This is a genomic window from Curtobacterium pusillum, from assembly GCF_007673235.1.
Classification (GTDB): Bacteria; Actinomycetota; Actinomycetes; order Actinomycetales; family Microbacteriaceae; genus Curtobacterium; species Curtobacterium pusillum_C.
Genome location: NZ_VDZH01000006.1, coordinates 43,378 through 63,655 on the forward strand (window position 1 = coordinate 43,378; position 20,278 = coordinate 63,655).

The window sequence follows — 20,278 nt, forward strand, 5'->3', positions numbered from 1 at the left end:
TCAGTCTGCCGGGTGGGACCGACGTCGGAGCTCGCTGTCGAGCACGTAGTCCTTCGCGGGACCGTGTGCCTCCCACCGGACGGTCCAGCGGTCGGCATCGCCGGCGAGGACCCCCGTGTAGTCGTCGGGCGCGCACGCGTGGTCGACGCGCTCGCCCCAGACCCAGTCGTGGAAGGGCCGGCCGTCGGCGAAGAAGACCGTCCACCGGTCGTCGTCGGCTCTCCGCACGTGCAGGGTCCTCGACACGGGCACGGTCCGCCCGTCGAAGGTCATCGTGCCGGACTCGTCCCAACGGACCTCGTCCGGGCCGGTGCGCGTCAAGCAGGTCGTGCCGGTCACGATGCCGTCGACCCCCGCCCGCCGATCGTCGACGCGGCGCCGGAGCACCCACTCCCCGAGCAGGTCCGTCGGCAGCAGCACCCGCCCAGGCTAGCCGCGGAGGGCGTCCGCGCGGGCGTTGCGGTGCTCGTCGTCGGAGATGACGCCGCGCGCGTGCAGGTCGTCGAGTTCGGCGAGCCGCTGCTCGAGCGACTTGACCGGTGCCAACGTGGCGCTCTGCGTGGCCTGGAAGGCGAGGTCCTCCGTCAGGGTCAACGGGTTCTGCCCGCGGTTCGCCATGCGGGTCGACCGGTACACCGCGAGGACGATCACGGCGATCATCCCGAGGACCACGATCACGCCGCCGACCATGATGAGCGGTCCGACGACGTCGTAGCCGGCCGGGACCAGCGGGCTGTTGGTCTCCTCGAACGCCATGGTTGCCCCCTCGTGCTCGTTCGGTACCGCGATCGTAGCGACATCGGCGCGGGCAATGTTTCCCATTCCACCCGCCATGGGAAGCCGTTTCGCGCGTAGGAGGCAGGAAGATCGGGCCTCCTACGCGCGAAAACACTCCCCATGCGCGAAACAGCCCAGCCCAGCCCAGCCCGCCCAGCCCCCTCACCCGCGCAGCGGCCCCGACCCCGGCACCCGCGCCCCGTCCGCGAACCCGGCCACGAGCTCGCGCAACGCCTCCTCGGAGGTGTGCCGCGCCTCCCATCCGAGCACCGACCGTGCCTTGTCCGTCCGCATCACCGGCACCTGCGCCGCGATGTCCACCCACCCGGCGTCCGTCGGCTGCAGGCGCAACCGCCAGGTGAGCGTGACGATGCCGCGGATGAGCCACATCGGCGCTCGGATCGCCCCGAGCATCCCGAACGCCCGGGCGAGCCGAGGCGGATTGAGCACGGGCGAGGCGGCGATGTTGAACGCTCCCCCGGCCCGCCGGTCGATCGCCCGCCAGTAGGCATCGGCGACGTCGTCGGCGTGCACGGCCTGGAACACGAACGGCAGCGGCAGCGGCAGGACCGCCCACCGGATCCAGCGGACGATCGACATCGGGACGAGGTGGCCGAGGAAGAGTCCGCGTATCTCGGCGGCGGCGGCCCGCTGGAAGATCAGCCCAGGCCGCAGGCGCGTCACCACGACGTCCGGGTGCTCCGCCGCGAACCGGTCCATCGCCGCCTCGTTCGCGGCTTTGTGGACCGAGTAGGTGGCGGTCGGGATCCCCGTCGCCGGCCAGCTCTCGTCGACCGGGGTGCGTTTGCCGTCGACGTCGACCCCGCGGTAGGTGCCGACCGACGAGGCGACGACCACCTGCGGGACGCCGGCGCGGGCGACCGCCTCGAGCACGTTCGCGGTCCCGGTGACGTTCGTCCGGTACTGGGTCGGGATGTCGTGCGTCGGTTGCAGGGCCCACGCCAGGTGGACCACCGCGTCGGAGCCCTGGAACACCGCGGTGAGTTGGTCGACGGCGTCGTGCGCGCCGACGTCGACCGCGTGCCACACCGCGGACCCGTACGGTTCGGCGCGGAGGTCCGGCAGTCGGCGCGCGACCCCGACGATCTCGACCGAAGCACGCTCGGCCGCCAGCCGTCGCACCACCGCCGTCCCGACGTTGCCGGTCGCCCCGACGACGACGATCCGCATCAGGCGGCGGCCAGCGACGGGTCGAGCACGACCTTCACGCAGCCGTCCTCCTTCTTCTGGAACACCTCGTACATGTGCGGGGCGTCCTCGAGGGAGACCCGGTGGGTCGTGAGGTCGAGCGTCCCGAGCGGGTCCGAGCCGTCCGACACGAGCGGCATCAGGTCGTCGATCCAGCGGCGGACGTTGCACTGCCCCTCGCGCACGGTGATCTGCTTGTCGAACAGGGTGAACATCGGCATCGGGTCCGCCCGCCCGCCGTACACACCGCTCAGCGAGACGGTGCCACCACGGCGGACGAGGTCGATCGCCGCGTGCACGGCAGCGAGCCGGTCGATGCCGGCCGTCTCGATCGCCTTCTGCGCGATCGCGTCGGGGAGCAGTCCGGCGGCACGCTGCGCGAAGCTGGCGAACGGGTTGCCGTGGGCCTCCATGCCGACCGCGTCGACGACGCCGTCGGGGCCGCGACCGTCGGTGAGGTCGATCAGCTGCGGCACGACGTCCTTCGTCAGGTCGAAGACCTCGGCGCCGTGCTTCGACGCGAGGTCGCGCCGCACCTGCTCGGGGTCGACGGCCAGCACCCGGTAGCCGAGGTGCGCGCCGATGCGGGCGGCGAACTGTCCGACCGGGCCGAGGCCGAGCACCGCGAGCGTGCCGCCCTCGGGCACGTCGGCGTACTGCACGGCCTGCCAGGCGGTCGGCAGGATGTCGCTGAGGAACAGCCAGCGGTCGTCCGGGCTGCCGTCGGAGGGCACCACGATCGGGCCGTAGTCGGCGTGCGGCACCCGGAGGTACTCGGCCTGTCCGCCGGGGACCTGGCCGTACATCTTCGTGTAGCCGAACAGCGAGGCACCGGTGCCGTACTCGGCGGTCTGGGTGGTCTCGCACTGCGACTGCAGGCCGTTGCGGCACATCCAGCAGTGCCCGCAGGAGATGTTGAACGGGACGACGACGCGGTCGCCGACCTTGAGGTTGGTCACCTCGCTGCCGACCGCCTCGACGATGCCCATCGGCTCGTGGCCGAGGACGTCGCCCTTGTCGATGTAGGCGCCGAGCACGCGGTACAGGTGCAGGTCGGAGCCGCAGATCGCGGTCGACGTGATCCGTACGATCGCGTCGGTCGGCTCCTGGATGGTCGGGTCGGGGACGGTCTCGACGGACACCTTCTCGGTGCCCTGCCAGGTCAGTGCGCGCACGTCGCGTTCCTCTCGTCGTTGTTCTCAGCCGGCCAGGGCCCCCGCCGCCGGTTCCTGACCGTCGCGCCAGCGACGGGCAGGCCGTGCCGGCGGGGAGAGGCGCGGCTCGTCTCCCCCACGTCGGTACCCGCCCGTCCCGTGGTGCGTTCCCAGCCCCGTCCGCTGCGCGCGTTCCGCGGCGGACGCGAGGCGTGCCTCCAGGCTCAGACCACGGGGTCCGCCAGGACCGCGTCGAGCACCCGCTCGTGCTCCGATCGGTCGCCCGGACCCGCACTGCCGGCGAGCATGATGAGCGACTTCCACAGTGCCCACCCGCGTCCTCGGGCCCAGGTGCCCGCGTCGAGCCCGACGCCGTCCCGGAACACTCCACGGGCGTCCGCGTCGAGGAACGTCCACGCGAGCACGAGGTCGCACGCCGGGTCGCCCACACCGCACGTCCCGAAGTCGATGAGGGCGCTGAGCCTGCCGGACCCGTCCACCAGGAGGTTCCCCGGCGCGACGTCCCCGTGGAACCAGACGCCGGGTCCGTCCCACGCCGACCCGACGGCCTCGTCCCAGACCCGCTCGCACGCCCGGCGGTCGACGGCAGCACCGAGGGTGTCGAGCGCGGCGACGACCTCGGACGCGTAGTGCGACGGGTGCGCACCCCGGTGGAACGAGTGCACCCCGGCGACCGGGCCGTCCGCGGGTGGGATCGCCCGCAGCTGCCGCAGCACCGCGCCGACGTCGGCAGCGAACCGCGCGTGATCGAGCATCGGCGCCCGGAGCGCGACCGTGCCGTCGATCCAGCGCCGGACCGACCACGGGAACGGGTACCCGTGGGTCGGGGTGCCGAGGCCGACCGGCTCCGGCACGGGCACGTCGAGCCGGGGAGCGAGGTACGGCAGCACCCGCTGTTCCTTCTCGACCGCTGCGACGTACCCGGCCGCACTCGGCAGCCGGACGGACAGTGCGCTGCCCAGCCGGTACGTGCGGTTGTCCCAGCCCTGAGGATCGACCTCGTGGACGGGCAGCCCGGCCCACCCCGGGAACTGCTCGGCGACGAGTCGCTCCACGAGCGCGGCGTCGATGTCGGGGCGAGGCACCTCGGTGTGCATGCCCCCACGGTAGCGACCGGCGGTGTCGTGGTGGCCGATCGGCCATCCGGGGTCGGTCGGCGGGCCGATGCGGGCAGCCGCACCCGCTCGGGACACTGGGGGCGATGGACCACCGCACCACCCGACGCACGCTCCTCGGCGGCGCTGCCGGCATGCTCGCGGCGACGGCGCTCGCGGCGTGTGCGACGACCGGCCAGGCACGTCCGACGCGCACCCCCACGCCCATGCCCACACGGACACGGACCCCGACCGCGACACCGACACCGACACCGACACCGACCCCACCGCCGCCGCTCGCTCGACGCCCGCTGCCGGCCGGCACCGTGACGGCGCTCCCGCAGGGGACTCCGGGCATCGCGTGGACCGTCGACGACGGCGCCAGCTCGGACGTCGTCGAGGCCTACGCCCGGTTCGCCGCCACCACCGGGACGCGTCTGACGTTCTTCGTGAACGGGGTCCGCCCGTCGTGGACCGAGCACGCCGACCTCCTGCGTCCGCTGGTCGAGTCCGGGCAGGTGCAGATCGGCAACCACACGTGGGACCACCCGGCGCTCACGAAGCTGTCCGACCAGGGGATCGAGGACCAGCTCACCCGGAACCACGAGTTCATCGAGCGCACCTTCGGCGTCGACGCCCGCCCGTACTTCCGGCCACCGTTCGGCTACCACGACGCACGGGTCGACGCTGCCGCGGCCCGGGTCGGGTACTCGACCCCGCTGCTCTGGTACGGCACGCTCGCCGACTCGGGGGACATCACGTCGGTCCAGATCGTCGGGTTCGCCGAGCAGTGGTTCCTGCCCGGGCACATCGTCATCGGGCACGCGAACTTCCCCGGGACGATCGGCGCACTGCCGCGTCTGGGGCAGCTGCTCGAGCAGCGTGGGCTCGCGACCCACACGCTCGACGACGTGTTCAGTCGGTAGGTTCGGCCAGCGCGAGCAGTGCGGTCCGCGCGACCGCGAGCTCACGGTCGTCGAGGTAGGGCTGCATCGACGTCGCCGCCGCGAGCCCTTCGGCCGCGTGCCGCACGACCAGGGACCGGTCCTCGGGCAGGCCATCGCGTGCGAATGTCTCCCGCCAGTACGTCGCGTCCGCCGCGATGACGGGTTCGACGCCGGGGACCGCGGTGAGCCCGGTCCACATCGCCGTCGGCGAGAACACCGCCATCGCCCGTTCGCTCCCGCCGCACAGGGTCCGGACGTAGGCGCGCAGGACCTTCCCGGCACGGTTCTCGGCGAGGTCGACGTGCCGCATGACCTCGTCCTTGAAGGCCTCCAGCCCGTGCTCCGCGACCGCCAGCAGGAGTTCGTCCTTCGACGGGAAGTGGTGCAGGAGCCCGCTCTTGGACACCCCGGCATCGGCCGCGATCTCGGCGACGCTCACCCGGGTGCCGCGTTCCCCGAGCAACCGTTCGGCGGCCTCGATCACGGCCGACCGTGTGCGTTCCCGGTCGCGGGTGCCGTCAGTCGTCCTGCTCACGGGTTCCATCCTGCCGGTTCGGGATCACCCGCAGTGCGACGACCGCGGCGACGGCGAGCAGGACGGCCGCGCAGACCGAGGCGAGCTGCATGCCGCCGGTGAACGCCTCGCGCGCGTGCTCGAGGAGTGGCGAGGACCCGTCGAGTACCTGCGACGCACTCGCGAGCGACTCACGGATCGCGGTCCCCGCGCTCGCCGGGACGTCGAGGTTCGCCCGGTAGAACGCCGTCTGCAGTGACCCGAGCACGGCGATGCCCAGCGCCACGCCGAGCTCGTACCCGGTCTCGGAGATCGCCGACGCCGCGCCCGCCCGCTCCCGGGGCGCAGCGGCGACCACGGCGTCGGTGGCGAGCGTCATCGAGACCCCGACGCCGAGACCGACGACCGCCAGGGCGATCGCGATCCCCCAGTAGGTCGGCAGCCCCTCGGCGAACGCGAGCCCCGCCATGCCGACGGCCGCGACCGCCAACCCGAGGCCGATCGACCGCCCGGGGCCGACGCGGCGGGCGAGCAGGCCGATCACGGCGATGACCGCGATCGAGGCCAGGGTGGCCGGGAGCTCGGCGGCGCCGGCGAGCAGCGGCGGGAAGCCCCGGACCAGCTGCAGGTACTGTGAGAAGAAGAACAGCAGGCCGCTCAGCGCGAACACGGAGAGCGAGTTCGCCACCACGGCACCGGAGAACGCCGGGATCCGGAAGAGCTGCAGGTCGATGAGCGGTGTCGCCAGGCCCTTCTGCCGCCGGACGAACCACCAGCCCGCGGCGATGCCGATGAGCGCAGCGACCGGGACGGTCCAGTCGAACCCGTGCCCGACGAGGTGCTTCACGGCGTACACGAGCGGCACGATCGACAGCACCGACAACACGGCGGAGAGCAGGTCGATCGGCGTCCGAGCACCGCCCCGGGACTCGGGCAGCAGGATCGCCCCGGCGACGACGATCACCACGATCACCGGTATGTTGATGAGGAACACGGACCCCCACCAGAAGTGCTCGAGCAGCGCGCCGCCGACGAGCGGTCCGGCGGCCGCGCCACCCGTCGCACCGGCGGACCAGACCGCGATGGCGGTCGTGCGCTGCCGGGCGTCGCGGAAGACCGCACGGACGAGGGACAGCGTCGACGGCATGAGCGTCGCGCCGGCGATGCCGAGCAGGGCCCGTGCGGCGATGAGGAGCTCGGGGGTGGTCGCGAACGCTGCGGCGGCCGAGGCCAGCCCGAAGGCGATCGAGCCGATGAGCAGCAGGCGCTTCCGCCCGATCCGGTCGGCGACGTTGCCCATGGTCACGAGCAACCCGGCGAGCGCGAAGGAGTACACGTCGCCGATCCAGAGCACCTGCGTCGCCGTCGGGTCGAGGTCGGCGGTGAGCGACGGGACCGCCAGGGCCAGCACGGTGCCGTCGATCGCGAGCAGCACGACGGCGAGGGTGAGCACGCCGAGGCCCGCCCACTCCCGAGCGGTGGCGCGGTGGATCGGCGTGGCGGTGGTCTGCGTCATGCCGTCAGCCTAACCGACCATCTGGTCTGTCCAGCAGACTGCACAGTCTGTGATCAGGATCACCCGATGGTCAGCCGCCCAGTCGGTCGCGCTCCGCCGCCGGCAGGTGCTCCGCCGCGGTCTGCCGCGCCGCCGGTGTCAGGAACAGCCCGCTCCGCTCGAGGAACGCCACGAGCGCCGGCTCCGACGCCCGCTTGCCGGTCTCGCGCAGCACCCAGCCGAGCGCGGACTGCACCGTCTCGCTGCGCTCCCGCACGAGCCGCCCCGCGATGGCGAGCGGGACCTCCGCGTCGCCTCGCTTCGCGAACGCCAGGGTCGCCACCACCGCGATCCGTCGCACCATCGCCACGTCGGACTTCACGAGTGCGAACAGCGGCCCGGTCGATCCACCGACCAGTGGTACCCCCACGAGCTCCTCCGCCGCGAGGTCCACGAGCGCCGTGTCGTCGAACCGCTCCGCCTTCGCCGCCGCGAGGTACTCGTCGGTCAGCTCGGGATCGGGTCGTTCCCGAGCAGCCTGCACGAGCAGCAGCACCGCGACCAAGCGCGCCCCGCGATCCTCACTCCACAGGAGCGCGGACCGCTGTCCCTCGTCGAGGTCCGCGAACTGCCGCGCGACCCTGCGGGCCGCAGCGACGTCGCCGTCGGTCCGTGCGAACGCCGCGAGCACGGCCTCCGCATCCGCGTGCCCCCGTCCACCACCGGCCTGGAGGCGCGTCACGCGACCTCCCCGTCCGTCGCCGCGTTCCGTGGTGCGGTCCGACGACCGCGGCGCAGGACGATCACCGCGACGACCACCAGGAACGCGGCGAAGAGCCAGGTGCCCACCTGCGGGTCGACGAGGCGGGCGATCCACGCGCCTCCAGGCGAACAGACCGCAGCCGTGACCCCGACGGTCAAGCCGACCCGCAGCTCGACGGCGCGGCGACGGAGGTTCGCCACCGTGCCGGACACCGACGTCGGCACCATCGTGAGGAGGGACGTGCCCTTCGCGAGCAGGTCACCGGCACCCAGGACCACCTCGAGGCCGGGCACGATGACGACACCGCCACCGACCCCGACCAACCCGGAGAGCACGCCGGACAGCAGACCGAGCAGCAGGAGCACGACCGCTTCGACGACACCGAAGTGGACATCGCCGCCGCGCGTCGGCACCGTCGTGAACAGGGAGACCAGCACGACGGCGATGAACCCGACGAAGATCCACGGCAGGACCCGCAGCGGGAGTGCACGCAGCAGCCTCGCTCCGACCGGGGCGCCGACCACGCCGCCGATCGCCAGGGTGAGTGCCGCGAGCCAGTGCACCTCGCCCTGCGCGGCGTAGGTGATCGCACCGACGACGGCCGCCGGGGCGATCGCCACGAGCGAGGTCGCGGACGCCCGCCGCTGGTCGAGGTGCAGGAACGCCATCAGCGCTGGCACGACGATGACCCCGCCGCCGACGCCGAACAGGCCGGAGAGCACCCCGGCGACGATCCCGATCGCGACCAGCACGATCACCTGCCCGCGGCGCTTCTCCATCCCGCCAACCCTACGGCGCGACCGTTCGATCCGAGCACGGTTGAAGCCCACCACCGGGGCAACGGTGATGGGCTTCGATTTGCTCTCCGAGTGGAGTGCCGACGGGACCAGAGGTGTCCCGAGCGCGAACGCTCGGGACCAGCATACGTGACCCCGGTCACGCATGCACCCCTCGGCACTTCCGCTCCTCGTGTCCGCCAGGCTCGTGCTCGACCTCTGGCGGAAGGACTGAAACAGGCGGCTCGCACCCACGGGTGCGGGCCTTTCGGGTTCGGGCCGCGCCGCACTTCACGGAGCAGAAATGGTCGGGTGCGGTGACGACGCGCGACCACTTCTGCTCACTGAACGGCCGCGCCGGGCACGCCGACCACTTCCCGCCCCCCGCCCGGTCCGCGCCGCGATCACCGGAAGTGCAGGACCTTCAGCGGGTCAACGAGCGTCGCGCCCTGCCGGACCTCGACGTGCACGTGCGGGCCGGTGGACTGCCCGGTGTTGCCGGACTTCGCGATCTCGTTCCCCTTCGACACGATCTGCCCCTTCTTCACCTCGATCTTGCTGAGGTGCGCGGTGAGGACGGTCGTGGTGCCGTAGGTGACGATGACGTAGTTGCCGTAGGACGGGTTGTTCGCGACGGTGCTCGTGACCGTCCCCGTCGCCGAGGCGTACACGGGGGTGCCGGTGCCGACCGCCGCGTCGGTGCCCTGGTGGTAGCGCGGGACGTGCCCGGCGCCGCGGTCGTCCCCGTACTTGCCGGAGATCTTCGTGCTCGCGACCGGCCAGAGCAGCCCGGTGACGGGGCGGGTCGACCACGCGCGGGTGTCGGTCTTTCCGTAGACGACGACGTTGCCGTCGACCTGCACGAGCAGACGTCCGGCGCCGGCCCTGCTCGTGTGGCTCGCCCACAGCGCCTTGTTGGTGGCGGAGTAGACGACGAAGTTGCCGTCGGTCTGCACGGCCGCGTACGCACCGGGGTTCCCGCCGGTCTTCGTCGCCCAGACCGTCTTGCCGTTGACGGCCTGCACGAGGATCCCGTCGGTGCGCATGGTGAGGGTGCGCCCCTGCGACGGGTCGGAACGCAGGACGGTGCCGGGCAGGATGACGTTCCCGGCGACGACGCTGTCCTGGTAGCTCGAGAACTCGATGATGTTCTGCTTGGCGGTGTTCGTCATGCGCATGGTGCCGTCGGCGCGGATGCCGAAGTCGCGGCCGACCTGCCCGGCTCCGCCCCAGAGCGCCGCACGCGAGGCCCCGTACCAGATCGCCAGCGTGCCGTTCGTCCGGATCTGCGCGGACGCCCCCGGCTTCCCGGCGGTGTTCGACGCCCACAGGACCTTGCGGCCGATCCCGTACTCGACGAGGTTGCCGTCGCCCTGCATGACGAGCTGGAACTGCCCGTTGACCGAGGTGATCGAGTCGCCCGGCCAGAGCGTCGTGCCAGCGGGAGCCGCGCCCTTGTAGACCGCGGGCGCGGCGGTGGCGGGCTCCGCGGTGCCGACGAGTCCGGCCGCGACGGCTGTGACCGCGAGGGCGGTGGCGAGCAGACGGAGACGCACGGGTCGTGCGACCGGACGTGCCGTGGACGTGGTGCTGCGCATGATTCCCCTGACCTGTGACCGCCGGACGACGATCGGAGCGTGGCGATCACGCCCCTGCGCGATCGTTCGGCAGCGCGCTCTCGACACGCCGCCGAACGATGGTCACTTGTTCAGGGAGGCTGCACAACCCCCTTGACACCTCGGGGAGGACCCCAGTTCCAGGGGGCCGACGCGCGTCACGGCGCCTGGAAGAACTCCTTCGGCGTCGCCAGGAGCGCCTCGAGCTTGTGGAAGGACTGCGTCCAGCCGGCGATGTTCATGTCGCGCATGACCTCCGGGAACGGGCCCTGGGTCAGGGTGACGATCGTGCCGTCGCCGTCCTCGGCGAACTCGAGCGTGAGGGACAACGGCGTCCCGTCCTCGATGCCCGGGATGCCGTGGGCCGTCGAGGTCCCCACGATGACGCGGTTCTCCTCGATCTCCTGCAGGACGGAGGTCACGGGCGACGACCACTCCGCGTTGTCGTTGCTCACCATCGTCAGGTTCCAGGCCCCACCGACGCGGGCGTCGACCTCGACGGTCGCGACGGGGACGTGGAAGCCGAGCGGCCCGAACCACAGCGCGAGCAGCGCGGGGTCGACGAAGGCGCGGTAGACGTCCGCGACGGGGTGGGCGAAGCGGTGGGTGGCGTGGGCGGTGAACTGCTCGGTCATGACTGCTCCTGCGAGTCGGTGGTGATGGCGGGGGTGGGTGTGGCACTGGACGCACCGACCACGCGGGTGTGGTCGCGCTGGGCGGCGAGCACTGCCTCCAGGCTGTCGAACCGGCGGTCCCAAGCGGGCTGCAACCCGCCCAACCAGGTGCCGAGTTCGTCGACGGCCTCCGGCCGGAGACGGCACGTGCGCCAGGTGCCGTGCCGTTCCCGGGTGATGAGCCCAGCGCGTTCGAGCACGCCGAGGTGACGCGAGATCGCCGGGGCACTGACGTCGAACGGCGCGGAGAGGTCGGTGACGGTCGCCTCGCCCTTGCCGAGCCGTTCGACGATCCGGCGACGGATCGGGTCGGCGAGCGCCGACAGGACGACGTCGATGCGGTCGGTGTCCATCGTCGCCTCCTTGGTGAACCAGGCGGTTAATTAACCGCTGCGTTCAGTATCGATCTACCCACACTGATCCGCAAGGGCCGGTTTCGACATCCAGTATTCTGCCGTACACTTGCAAGCGTGATGCGAACCCGACTGCTCAGCACGCTCGTCCCCGCCGCCGCGCTCCTCGTGGCGCTCACCGCCTGCAGCACCGGCGGTGCTCCCGCAGCACCGACCGACGACCGCAGCGCGAGCGCGACCGGCGATCCGACGTCGCCGCCGGCGTTGCGACCGGGCTGGGACGCGGCCACCGGCACCATCACGCTCGGCGACGGCCCGACCCGGATCGACGTCTGGTTCGACCCGATGTGCCCCTACTGCAAGCAGTTCGACGAGGCGCAGCGCGAAGCCCTGGCCGACTGGTCGACACGGGACGGCTCGCAGGTCGTCCTGCATCCGCTCACCTTCCTCGACCGCGCGTCGCAGGGGTCGGCGTACTCGACCCGCGCCGCGACCGTGCTCGCCACGGCCGCCGAACAGGATCCCGCGGCGGTGCTGCCGATCCTGCTCGACCTCTACGACCGACAGCCCGCAGAGCAGACCGCGGGGCTGGACGACGCCGCGCTGCGCGCGATCGCGTCGGCGCACGGGGTCGACGCGGCGAAGGCGCTCGCGGACCGGCCGTGGGACACGACGTTCCGGAAGACGTCCGCCGAGGCGTTCAGCGGCCGCGACGCGATCACGGGCACGCCGACGATGCGCGTCGACGGGCGCGAGGTCCCGAGCGGGCAGCTCTACGAGTCCGGCCTGCGGAAGCAGGTCGACACGTACCTCGACCAGCGCTGAACCCCGGGGCCGCCCGACGAGGACAGGATGGAGGCATGCCGACGCCGAACCCCGCCTTCGTCCTGCCTGCCCTCCACACCACACGCCCGGACATCCGTGGCACGTTCGGGACCGCAGCCTCGACGCACTGGATCGCGACGGCGACGGCCCAGTCCGTGCTCGAACGCGGTGGGAACGCGTTCGACGCAGCGACCGCCGGTGCGTTCGTGCTCCAGGTCGTCGAGCCGCACCTGAACGGGCCCGGCGGCGACCTCACCGCGATCTTCGCCACAGCGACCAACCCGACCCCGACGGTCCTCGTCGGCCAGGGTCCGGCTCCGGAGGGCGCGACGCCGGAGCACTACCGCGCCGAGGGACTCGACCTCGTCCCCGGGTCAGGCGCCCTCGCCGCCGCCGTCCCTGGTGCCGTCGACGCGTGGTTGCTGCTCCTCCGGGACCACGGCACGTGGGAGCTCGCCGACGTCCTCGCAGCGGCTGTCGGCTACGCCCGCGACGGCCACCCCGTCACACCGGCGGTGGTCCGCACCATCACCACCGTGCGGGGCCTCTTCGAGGAGCACTGGCCCACCTCCGCCACGCAGTGGCTGCCTGGAGGCACGGTGCCGGCCCCAGGGGACCTGGTGCGCAACGAGGCGCTCGCCTCGGTGTTCGAGCGGCTCGTCGCCGCCGGCGACGGCGCGGGCAGCCGGTCCGCCCGCATCGACGCGGCACGCACCGAGTGGGCGGAGGGTTTCGTGGCAGAAGCCATCGACCGCTTCGTCCGCACGCCCCACCGACACTCGTCGGGCAGCGACCACGCCGGGGTGATCCGAGCCTCCGACCTCGCGGCGTTCCGGGCCTCGTACGAGCCCGCGACGACCGCGGAGTTCCGCGGGTGCACGATCGCGAAGACCGGACCGTGGGGCCAGGGTCCGGCGCTGCTGCAGACCCTCCGATTGCTCGAACCGTTCGACGACGCGCTGCTCGACCCGTCGACCGAGGTCGGCGCGCACATGATCGCCGAGGCGCAGAAGCTCGCCCTGGCCGACCGCGAGGCGTTCTACGGCGACGGCGACGTCCCGCTCGACGTGCTGCTGTCCGACGCCTACACCGACGAACGCCGCGCGCTGATCAGCGACCGCGCCTCGGCCGAACTGCGCCCGGGTTCCGTCGACGGCGTCGTGCACGCGATCCCACCGGTCCGGACGCTGGCCGAGGCCGAGCGCGTCGGCACGGTCGCAGCGCAGGGAGTCGGCGAGCCGACCGTCCGGGTCGAGGCATCGACAGCCACGCCCGTCGAGGACCGCGGTGAGCCCTTCGTCGCACCCGACGGCGAGACCCGCGGTGACACGGTCCACATCGACGTCGTGGACCGCTGGGGCAACATCGTCAGCGCGACCCCGTCGGGCGGCTGGCTGCAGTCGTCCCCGACGATCCCGGAGCTCGGGTTCTGCCTCGGTACCCGCCTGCAGATGACCTGGCTCGAGGAGGGCACCGCCTCGACCCTCCGCCCCGGCGAACGCCCCCGCACGACCCTGACCCCGACGATCGTCCTGCGTGACGGCGCTCCGGTGCTGGCGCTCGGCTCACCGGGCGGTGACCAGCAGGACCAGTGGCAGCTGCTGTTCCTGCTGCGGTGGATCGTCGGCGGGTACTCCCCGCAGCAGGCGATCGACGCCCCGGCGATGCACACGACGTCGTTCCCGGGGTCGTTCTGGCCGCGCACGTGGGAGCCCGCGGGACTCGTGGTCGAGGACCGCCTCGGCGACGAGGTCATCGCTGGACTCGAGGCCCGCGGCCACGTCGTCACCCGCGCCGGCGACTGGGCACTCGGCCGGCTGACGTGCGTGACGCGTGACCCGGCGACCGGGGTCCTCGGTGCCGCGGCGAACTCGCGCGGCGCGCAGGGCTACGCGGCCGGACGCTGACGCCGCACGGCCCGGACCCACCGCACGAGGTTCACGACCGGGTACGCCAGCGTCAGCAGCGCGACCACTGCCATCCCCAGCGCGGCGACCCAGGCGGGTTCGGGCCGCACCATGATCAGGACGATCTGCACGACGGCGTTGACGCCGACCGCGGCCAGCACGACGGACGCGAGGATGCGCCACACCAGGCCGGAACGCGTCATCGGCGCTTCGGCGTCGGCGCCGTGGTCCGGCGGCGCGTAGGCGAACCCGACGCTGCCGGGCGCCGCGTTCGCGATGCTCATGCGGGTCGTCGCCTCGTCGTCGAGACGCGGGGCCCGGTATCGCTGCGGCTCGTCCGGCACGGTGACTACCGCTTCGCCCGGACCCACCGCACGACGTTCACGATCGGGTAGGCGAGGGCCAGCCCGGCGAGGACGAGCAGTGCGAGAGCCCCGACCCAGGCGCCGCTCGCTCCGTCGACGTTGGCGGTCTGCCACAGCGGGACGGAGCGCACGATCGCGTTGATCCCGATGGCCGCCAGCACGAGCGAGGCGACGATCCGCCAGACGAGTCCGGCCCGGCTGACCGGGACGGCTTCGGCCGCTCCGGCACCAGCGGTCGGAGCGTCGTACGTGAACCCCATCGTGAGCTGACCGCCGTCGCCGTCCGCCGTCCGCGGTCGAGCAACCGCTGCTGAGTAGTCCGGATTCTTCGACATGATCGGCTCCCACCCCGGCGCGCCCCTCGCGCCGTTCCCCCACGATACCGAGGCGCTCGCCGGACGGCGGGAACCGTTACCGGATCGTCAGACGGCAGCAGCGGAGGGCACGACGACCGCGCGGCCCGAGAGCTCGCCGGCCTCGAGCTTTCGGTAGGCCTCGAGCGCGTCGTCCAGCGTGTACCGCTCGACGTCCGGGACGATCTGCCCGGCACGGTACATGGCGACGACCTCGTGCAGGTCCTCGATGGTGCCCCAGTACGTGTTCGTGATCGTCGACTCGTACGGCGTCGCGAAGAAGTTCCACTCGGTGGTGCCGCCCGCGATCCCGACGACCGTGAAGCGCCCGCCGATCGCCATCGACGCCTGGGCGGTCGTGATGGTCGGGGTGGCACCGACGAAGTCGAACGCCGCATCCACCCCGCGACCGCCGGTGATCTCGCGGATCGCGGCGACCTGGTCGGGCCCGCCCGGCACGGTGATCGCGCCACGGGCAGCCGCACGGTCCATGGCGTCCTGCTTCATGTCCGTGGCGATGACGGTGGCGCCCGTCAGCGCGGTGAGGATCTGCACCGCGATCTGCCCGAGTCCACCGAGTCCGACGACGAGGGCGTACTTGCCGCCGCCGGCCAGGTTCGGCAGGGAGTTCTTGATCGCGTGGTACGGCGTGAGGGCCGCGTCGCTGAGGGGTGCGGCGGCGACGGGGTCGGCGTCGCCGAGCGGCACGAGGTTCCGGGCCGGGACGGTGACGTACTCGGCCATGCCGCCGTCACGCCCGAGGCCGATGCCCATGTACGGGTTCGTGGCGGCGTTCTCGCAGTAGGTGTCCTGCCCCTTCGAGCAGTACGAGCAGTGCCCGCAGCCGACCGGTCCGTAGACGAGGTAGGCGTCACCGACGGTGAAGCCCGAGACGCCGTCGCCGAGTTCCTCGACCCAGCCGGAGTTCTCGTGACCGAGTACGAACGCGGGTGCCTGGGCGCCAGGCTGTCCCTCCTGGAACTCGCGGTACACGGCGACGTCCGAGTGGCAGGCACCGGCGCCGGCGACCTTGAGCAGCACCTCCCCCGGGCCCGGAGTGGGCTTCGGGACCTCCGTGAGGGACGGGAAGGTCTGGTACTGCTCGAACACGACGGCGCGCATGGGGACTCCTTTGAACACCCCCAAATCTACACCTGTCGTGTAAATCACCGATCACGGAACCTGCGTCTTCCCCGTGAGCCGGTTGCGAGAACGATCGTTCTCCGCTTGACTCGGCAGCGACGGTCCCGTTCGGGACCACTCCCCACACGAAAGGAGCGGCCATGCCCACGCGCACCGCACGCACCGCCTGGAACGGCGGCCTGAACGACGGCTCCGGCCAGGTCGAACTCTCCAGCTCCAAGGTCGGCACGTACGACGTCTCGTTCCCGAAGCGCGCCGCCGAGGACGCCGACGGCACCACCAGCCCCGAGGAACTCATCGCCGCGGCGCACTCCGCCTGCTACGCCATGCAGTTCTCCGCGATCCTCGGCGAGGCCGGCGGCACGGTCGAGGCACTCGACGTCAAGGCCGACGTCTCGCTCGGCCCGGACAGCGCCGGCGGCTTCAAGCTCACCGGCATCGTCCTCACCGTCAGCGGCGAGGTCTCCGGCATCGACGAGGCGGCCTTCCTCAAGGCAGCCGACGACGCCAAGGCGACGTGCCCCGTCAGCAAGGCGCTGACCGGGGTCGACATCACGCTGCACGCGACGCTCGAGCAGTAGTCAGCACCACCGGACGGACGGGAGGCGCGGTGCCAGCTGGCACCGCGCCTCCCGTCCGTCCACCGGTCACGTGGAGAACGTGACTGGCACCATGGCGGGATGGCCGAGCAGTCCGTCCCCGGTGCCCCGAGACCCGGGCGCCTCCCCCGGCCGCGAGTCCGGAGCCTGGCGCAGCACGACATCCGCGATGCCCGCGCCCGGCTGCGCGGCACGATCTACGAGGACGTCACGCCGGACACCCGACCGCGCGAGCAGTACTCCCCCGTGCAGATCGTCGACTTCTGCCTCGACCTCGCCGAGGTGATGCTCGCCTCCGGTGCCGACACCCGCAGCGTCGAGACGGCCGTCGTGGCGGTCTCGACGAAGTGGAACCTCGCGCCCCTCGACCTCGACTTCTCCGGCAGCTCGGTGACGATCCAGTACGCCCCGGCGGACACCCCGCCGCTCGTGAAGGTCCGCACCGTGCAGTCCGACGGCTCCGACCTGGACCGGCTGGCACGGGCGAACCAGATCGTCGACGACCTCGTGCACGACGAGCGCGACATGACCTCGGCCGTGAACGCCCTCGTCGCGGTGCTCCGCCTGCCGCCACGGTGGCCACGGTGGCTGGCCGACGTGGGGCTGTCGATCCTCGGCATCTCGATCTCGATGCAGGCCGGTGGCGGCTGGCGAGCGGGCCTGGGCGCGTTCGTGCTGATGCTCGGGATCATCGTCTCCGGACGGTGGCTGACCGGTCGGGGGTTCCCGCAGTTCTTCGTGTCCGGGGCGCAGGGTGCGGTGGCGTCGGCGATCGGCACCCTCGCGATCTGGGCCGGCGTGCTGCACCCCGGCCAGGCCGCGACGATGGTGGCGGCGCTCGTGGTGCTCCTGCTCCCGCACCCGTCACTCGTCACGTGGGCGCAGGACGCGATCTCCGGGTTCCGGGCGATGGCCGTCGCCCGGGCGTTCTACATCGGGCTGATCATCGCGGCGATCGTGGTCGGGGTGCCGGCCGGCATCGCCGTGACGAAGTGGCTGCACATCGAGGTCGATCCGTCCGGCATCGTCACGCAGACCCTGCCGCTCTGGGCGTCCCTCGCGCTGACCGTGGTGTCGGCGGCGGCGAACTGCTTCGTGCAGCAGGCCAGTGCCCGCGTGATCCCGGTCGCCGTGGTGTTCTCGGTCGCGGCCGGCGCGGCGCTCCGGGGCCTGCGTGACCTCGGCATCCCGCTGCTCGGCGCCACGTTCCTCGCGGCCGTGCTCCTCGGCGTGCTGTCGACCATCGCCGCAGCCCGGATGCGGACGGCGGTCGCGGCCATCGCGGTCCCGGCGTTCTGCGGGGCCCTGCTGCCCGGTGTCGCCGTGTCCAACGCGCTGCTGAACTTCATGTCCGGGTCGTCGAGCGCCGCCCTGGACTTCGTCGCCGCGGTGTCGGTGGCCCTGGCGATCGGCGCCGGGCTCGTGCTCGGCGGACTCGTCGCGACACCCGGTGCTCGACGGGCGCTGCGCCGCGCACGGAGGGTCGTCGTGCACTCGGTCCACAACGACACGACCGCGCTGCGGGTCATCCGCGACTCGGGCTACGACCCTGGCGACGGATCGGTGCCACGCGGCCCGCGACCGCGCTGACGACCGGCCCTCAGAGCTCCCAGCCGCCGTCGCTCCACGTCGACAGCCGACGTGCGGCCTGCGGTTCGTATCGCTCCATCCAGCCGCGCTCGAGCCGGGCGACGGCACGGTCGAACGCCGGGACGAGGTCGAGGTCCGACCGCAGGAGCGCCTGCAGCTGCAGCCCCTCGTACAGGGCGATGAGCTGCTCCGCTCCGCGACGGGGGTCCATCGTGTGCGGTGCGCGGCCCACGGCGATGTCGTGCTCGAGCCCGCGCTTGATCTGCGCGTAGAAGAGCTGGTACCGCGACCGCAGGTACGTGGCCATCGGGTGCTGCGGGTTCCCGGCGACGGAGAGCAGCGCCACGAGCAGCCGCATGAGCGCCGGGTCCTCGGCGTTCGAGGCGACGATGCCGCGGAGGAGCTGGACGGTGGACCCGTCGCCGACCTCGCGCGTGACCTCGTCCATCCGACCGCCGTTCCACCGGTCGACCGCGGCGAGCACGAGCCCGTCCCACGAGGGGAAGTGCTGCCGGAGCTCGTCGACGGAGATGTCGAGCCGCTCGGCGACCTTCGCGGCGTCGGCCTCGTGGAAGGGGACGTCCCGGAGCAGGTCGACGGTCGCACCCACGATCGTGATCCGCAGGTGCAGGGTGGCGGCCGCGGCGGCTGCCGCCTGCGTGTCCGCGCTGGTGTGTTCGAGCATCGTGCCCTCCGTCGGTCCCCGGACGTCCTGTCCGCGTCGCCCACTGGGGGCAGGTCCATCCAAACGGAGATCGGGGGACACCAGAATCCCCGGTCCGGGTGTCGGCATGTCGGGGGACAAGACGTCGGTTCGCAGCACGTTCGCGGGGATCCGTGTGACGATGCCGACATGACCCCGAACGACCCCACCGCGCAGGGACTGGCGACCATGGCCTCGGCCGGCTTCGAGTTCGGCGGCGATCCCGACCAGGTCGCGCACGACGTCCGCACGATGTGGGAGCAGCTCGGCCGGCCGGTCGGCGCGTTCGACGCCGCCGCTCGGGCGATCGCCGTCCTGCCGCAGCGTCCGGAGGTCGCGATCGCGGACCAGGCCCGCCGCCGCGAGTTCGAGCGCGCGGTCGGCATCAACCCCGTCGAGGTCGAGCTCGCCGCGGCACTGTCGGCCCGCGAGCTCCTCGAGCGGATGGCGCGCACCTGCACGACCCCGTGCTGAACATCTTGTATTTCTAATACGATGCTGTCAGGATGGGTGCGACCCGATCCCTCCCGAGGAGCACCCGATGCCCGCAGCACGCCGTTTCGTCACCGCCCCGTCGACCGATGCCCGTGACTTCGGTCGCGACGCCCTGATCGAGACCCTGCGCTCGCTCCTGCCGCAGGACGCACTCGTCGTCGGCGCCCGTGGTCTCCGCGGGCGCCTCGGCCTCCTGGGCAAGGAGACCGTCGACCTGGCGGACCTGTCGTCCGTCGCCGAACTGGCCGCACTCTGGCACCGCGAACACGGCGCGCTGCTCGAGGGTGGGCCGTCCGCACTCGCCGTGAGCATCGGCGCCGACTCCACGGTCGCCACCGAGGCCCTCGCCGCCGCCACCACCGCCGTCGCCGGTGAGCTCGAACTCGCCTCGATCCGGGTGTTCCAGTTCGCCGAGCGCGATGCCGCCGCCACGAAGCAGCTCGTCCGCGCCTTCCGTCGCGTCACCGAGATCCCCGTCTCGGTCGTCACCCACACCGACTCGGTCGCGGACACCGTCTCGGCGTTCGCCACGTGCAACCTGGTCGTCACGCACGACGCCGCGGTCGCCGTGATCGCCACGTCGGTGCACACGCCGGCGGTCTCGCTCGACGACCACACCGACATCACCGAGCTCTACCTGGCGATCCGCACCGCGACCGCGGACCCCGAGTCCGCGCGCGTCGACGACCGGGCCGCCCGCGCGCTCGCTCTCGCCCTCGACGCCTGGGCCCGCGGCCGCATGTCGACGGCGGACCTCCACGCCGCGATCGCCGACCCCACCCGGGTCGACGAACTCGTCGGCGCCTGACACCGCCCGGCGCGAGAGACGCCGGACACACAGCGAGACACCGCCGGATCCGGCGGTGTCTCGCTGTCGATGCGGCGCCTCGCGCACGATGCGCCCG

Annotated in this window: 23 protein-coding genes; 7 read left to right on the forward strand and 16 right to left on the reverse strand. The window is 72.3% G+C overall.

The genetic code is table 11. From position 1 onward, the window contains the following. From FS532_RS16050 to FS532_RS16070, 5 genes are all read right to left on the reverse strand, one after another. The gene (locus FS532_RS16050; protein ID WP_144756590.1) at nucleotides 1–420 is read right to left on the reverse strand and encodes a DUF6314 family protein; all 420 of its coding nucleotides are present in this window, start codon (nucleotides 418–420) and stop codon (nucleotides 1–3) included. A 9-nt stretch (nucleotides 421–429) separates the two neighbouring features. Next, nucleotides 430–756 carry an SHOCT domain-containing protein gene (locus FS532_RS16055; RefSeq protein ID WP_144756592.1) on the reverse strand — a complete coding sequence of 109 codons (327 nt, stop codon included), beginning with the start codon at nucleotides 754–756 and terminating at the stop codon, nucleotides 430–432. A 183-nt stretch (nucleotides 757–939) separates the two neighbouring features. Continuing rightward, nucleotides 940–1,968 (reverse strand): NAD-dependent epimerase/dehydratase family protein, encoded by a 1,029-nt coding sequence (locus FS532_RS16060; RefSeq protein WP_144756594.1) that lies wholly within the window; start codon nucleotides 1,966–1,968, stop codon nucleotides 940–942. Further along, nucleotides 1,968–3,161 carry a zinc-dependent alcohol dehydrogenase gene (locus tag FS532_RS16065; RefSeq protein WP_144756596.1) on the reverse strand — a complete coding sequence of 398 codons (1,194 nt, stop codon included), beginning with the start codon at nucleotides 3,159–3,161 and terminating at the stop codon, nucleotides 1,968–1,970. Before FS532_RS16065 ends, FS532_RS16060 begins: the two co-directional genes overlap by 1 nt. Before the next feature lie 203 nt (nucleotides 3,162–3,364). Further along, nucleotides 3,365–4,258 carry an aminoglycoside phosphotransferase family protein gene (locus FS532_RS16070; protein WP_144756598.1) on the reverse strand — a complete coding sequence of 298 codons (894 nt, stop codon included), beginning with the start codon at nucleotides 4,256–4,258 and terminating at the stop codon, nucleotides 3,365–3,367. Between the two features lie 104 nt (nucleotides 4,259–4,362). Between FS532_RS16070 and FS532_RS16075 the strand changes: the two genes are divergently transcribed. Then, nucleotides 4,363–5,181: a polysaccharide deacetylase family protein gene (locus tag FS532_RS16075; protein WP_144756600.1), complete on the forward strand. Its 819-nt coding sequence runs from the start codon at nucleotides 4,363–4,365 to the stop codon at nucleotides 5,179–5,181. Here the strand turns inward: FS532_RS16075 and FS532_RS16080 are convergent. From FS532_RS16080 to FS532_RS16110, 7 genes are all read right to left on the reverse strand, one after another. After that, nucleotides 5,171–5,737 (reverse strand): TetR/AcrR family transcriptional regulator, encoded by a 567-nt coding sequence (locus FS532_RS16080; protein ID WP_260852778.1) that lies wholly within the window; start codon nucleotides 5,735–5,737, stop codon nucleotides 5,171–5,173. The genes FS532_RS16075 and FS532_RS16080 overlap by 11 nt on opposite strands. Then, nucleotides 5,721–7,232, reverse strand: coding sequence for an MFS transporter (locus FS532_RS16085; protein ID WP_144756605.1), 1,512 nt, complete (start codon nucleotides 7,230–7,232; stop codon nucleotides 5,721–5,723). The genes FS532_RS16080 and FS532_RS16085 overlap by 17 nt, the downstream gene beginning before the upstream one ends. A 70-nt stretch (nucleotides 7,233–7,302) precedes the next feature. Then, complete coding sequence (locus tag FS532_RS16090) at nucleotides 7,303–7,953, reverse strand: DNA alkylation repair protein (RefSeq protein WP_186322095.1); 651 nt, start codon at nucleotides 7,951–7,953, stop codon at nucleotides 7,303–7,305. Next, on the reverse strand, nucleotides 7,950–8,753 hold the full coding sequence (locus FS532_RS16095) for a sulfite exporter TauE/SafE family protein (RefSeq protein ID WP_144756608.1): 804 nt from the start codon (nucleotides 8,751–8,753) through the stop codon (nucleotides 7,950–7,952). Before FS532_RS16095 ends, FS532_RS16090 begins: the two co-directional genes overlap by 4 nt. 401 nt (nucleotides 8,754–9,154) lie before the next feature. Next, a complete protein-coding gene (locus FS532_RS16100) occupies nucleotides 9,155–10,348 on the reverse strand; it encodes a peptidoglycan DD-metalloendopeptidase family protein (protein WP_144756610.1) in 1,194 nt (397 codons plus the stop codon). 176 nt (nucleotides 10,349–10,524) lie between these two features. After that, nucleotides 10,525–11,001, reverse strand: a complete 477-nt coding sequence (locus FS532_RS16105) for an SRPBCC family protein (protein WP_144756612.1) — start codon at nucleotides 10,999–11,001, stop codon at nucleotides 10,525–10,527. After that, entirely contained in the window at nucleotides 10,998–11,393 is a 396-nt protein-coding gene (locus FS532_RS16110; protein ID WP_144756614.1) for an ArsR/SmtB family transcription factor, read from the reverse strand. The genes FS532_RS16105 and FS532_RS16110 overlap by 4 nt, the downstream gene beginning before the upstream one ends. Nucleotides 11,394–11,513: 120 nt before the next feature. On the opposite strand from FS532_RS16110, the gene FS532_RS16115 reads away from it, so the two are divergent. Further along, nucleotides 11,514–12,218, forward strand: a complete 705-nt coding sequence (locus tag FS532_RS16115; RefSeq protein WP_260852791.1) for a DsbA family protein — start codon at nucleotides 11,514–11,516, stop codon at nucleotides 12,216–12,218. Nucleotides 12,219–12,253: 35 nt separating this feature from the next. After that, nucleotides 12,254–14,125 (forward strand): gamma-glutamyltransferase family protein, encoded by a 1,872-nt coding sequence (locus FS532_RS16120; protein WP_144756618.1) that lies wholly within the window; start codon nucleotides 12,254–12,256, stop codon nucleotides 14,123–14,125. On the opposite strand, the gene FS532_RS16125 is transcribed toward FS532_RS16120, so the two are convergent. The 3 genes from FS532_RS16125 to FS532_RS16135 all read right to left on the reverse strand — a co-directional run bounded on the left by FS532_RS16125 (nucleotide 14,107) and on the right by FS532_RS16135 (nucleotide 15,965). After that, nucleotides 14,107–14,409 (reverse strand): hypothetical protein, encoded by a 303-nt coding sequence (locus FS532_RS16125; protein WP_144756620.1) that lies wholly within the window; start codon nucleotides 14,407–14,409, stop codon nucleotides 14,107–14,109. The genes FS532_RS16120 and FS532_RS16125 overlap by 19 nt on opposite strands. Nucleotides 14,410–14,474: 65 nt before the next feature. Continuing rightward, nucleotides 14,475–14,825 carry a hypothetical protein gene (locus tag FS532_RS16130; RefSeq protein WP_144756622.1) on the reverse strand — a complete coding sequence of 117 codons (351 nt, stop codon included), beginning with the start codon at nucleotides 14,823–14,825 and terminating at the stop codon, nucleotides 14,475–14,477. Nucleotides 14,826–14,912: 87 nt separating this feature from the next. After that, nucleotides 14,913–15,965, reverse strand: coding sequence for an NAD(P)-dependent alcohol dehydrogenase (locus FS532_RS16135; RefSeq protein WP_144756624.1), 1,053 nt, complete (start codon nucleotides 15,963–15,965; stop codon nucleotides 14,913–14,915). Nucleotides 15,966–16,126: 161 nt separating this feature from the next. On the opposite strand from FS532_RS16135, the gene FS532_RS16140 reads away from it, so the two are divergent. Further along, on the forward strand, nucleotides 16,127–16,567 hold the full coding sequence (locus FS532_RS16140; RefSeq protein ID WP_079237841.1) for an OsmC family peroxiredoxin: 441 nt from the start codon (nucleotides 16,127–16,129) through the stop codon (nucleotides 16,565–16,567). Nucleotides 16,568–16,666: 99 nt separating this feature from the next. Beyond that, on the forward strand, nucleotides 16,667–18,175 hold the full coding sequence (locus FS532_RS16145; RefSeq protein WP_144756626.1) for a threonine/serine ThrE exporter family protein: 1,509 nt from the start codon (nucleotides 16,667–16,669) through the stop codon (nucleotides 18,173–18,175). 10 nt (nucleotides 18,176–18,185) lie between these two features. Here the strand turns inward: FS532_RS16145 and FS532_RS16150 are convergent, their stop codons facing one another. Continuing rightward, nucleotides 18,186–18,860: a TetR/AcrR family transcriptional regulator gene (locus tag FS532_RS16150; protein WP_144756628.1), complete on the reverse strand. Its 675-nt coding sequence runs from the start codon at nucleotides 18,858–18,860 to the stop codon at nucleotides 18,186–18,188. Between the two features lie 168 nt (nucleotides 18,861–19,028). Between FS532_RS16150 and FS532_RS16155 the strand changes: the two genes are divergently transcribed. Next, nucleotides 19,029–19,352, forward strand: a complete 324-nt coding sequence (locus FS532_RS16155) for a hypothetical protein (protein ID WP_097181625.1) — start codon at nucleotides 19,029–19,031, stop codon at nucleotides 19,350–19,352. A 67-nt stretch (nucleotides 19,353–19,419) separates the two neighbouring features. Next, a complete protein-coding gene (locus FS532_RS16160; protein ID WP_144756630.1) occupies nucleotides 19,420–20,181 on the forward strand; it encodes a hypothetical protein in 762 nt (253 codons plus the stop codon). Nucleotides 20,182–20,278: the final 97 nt, after the last annotated feature.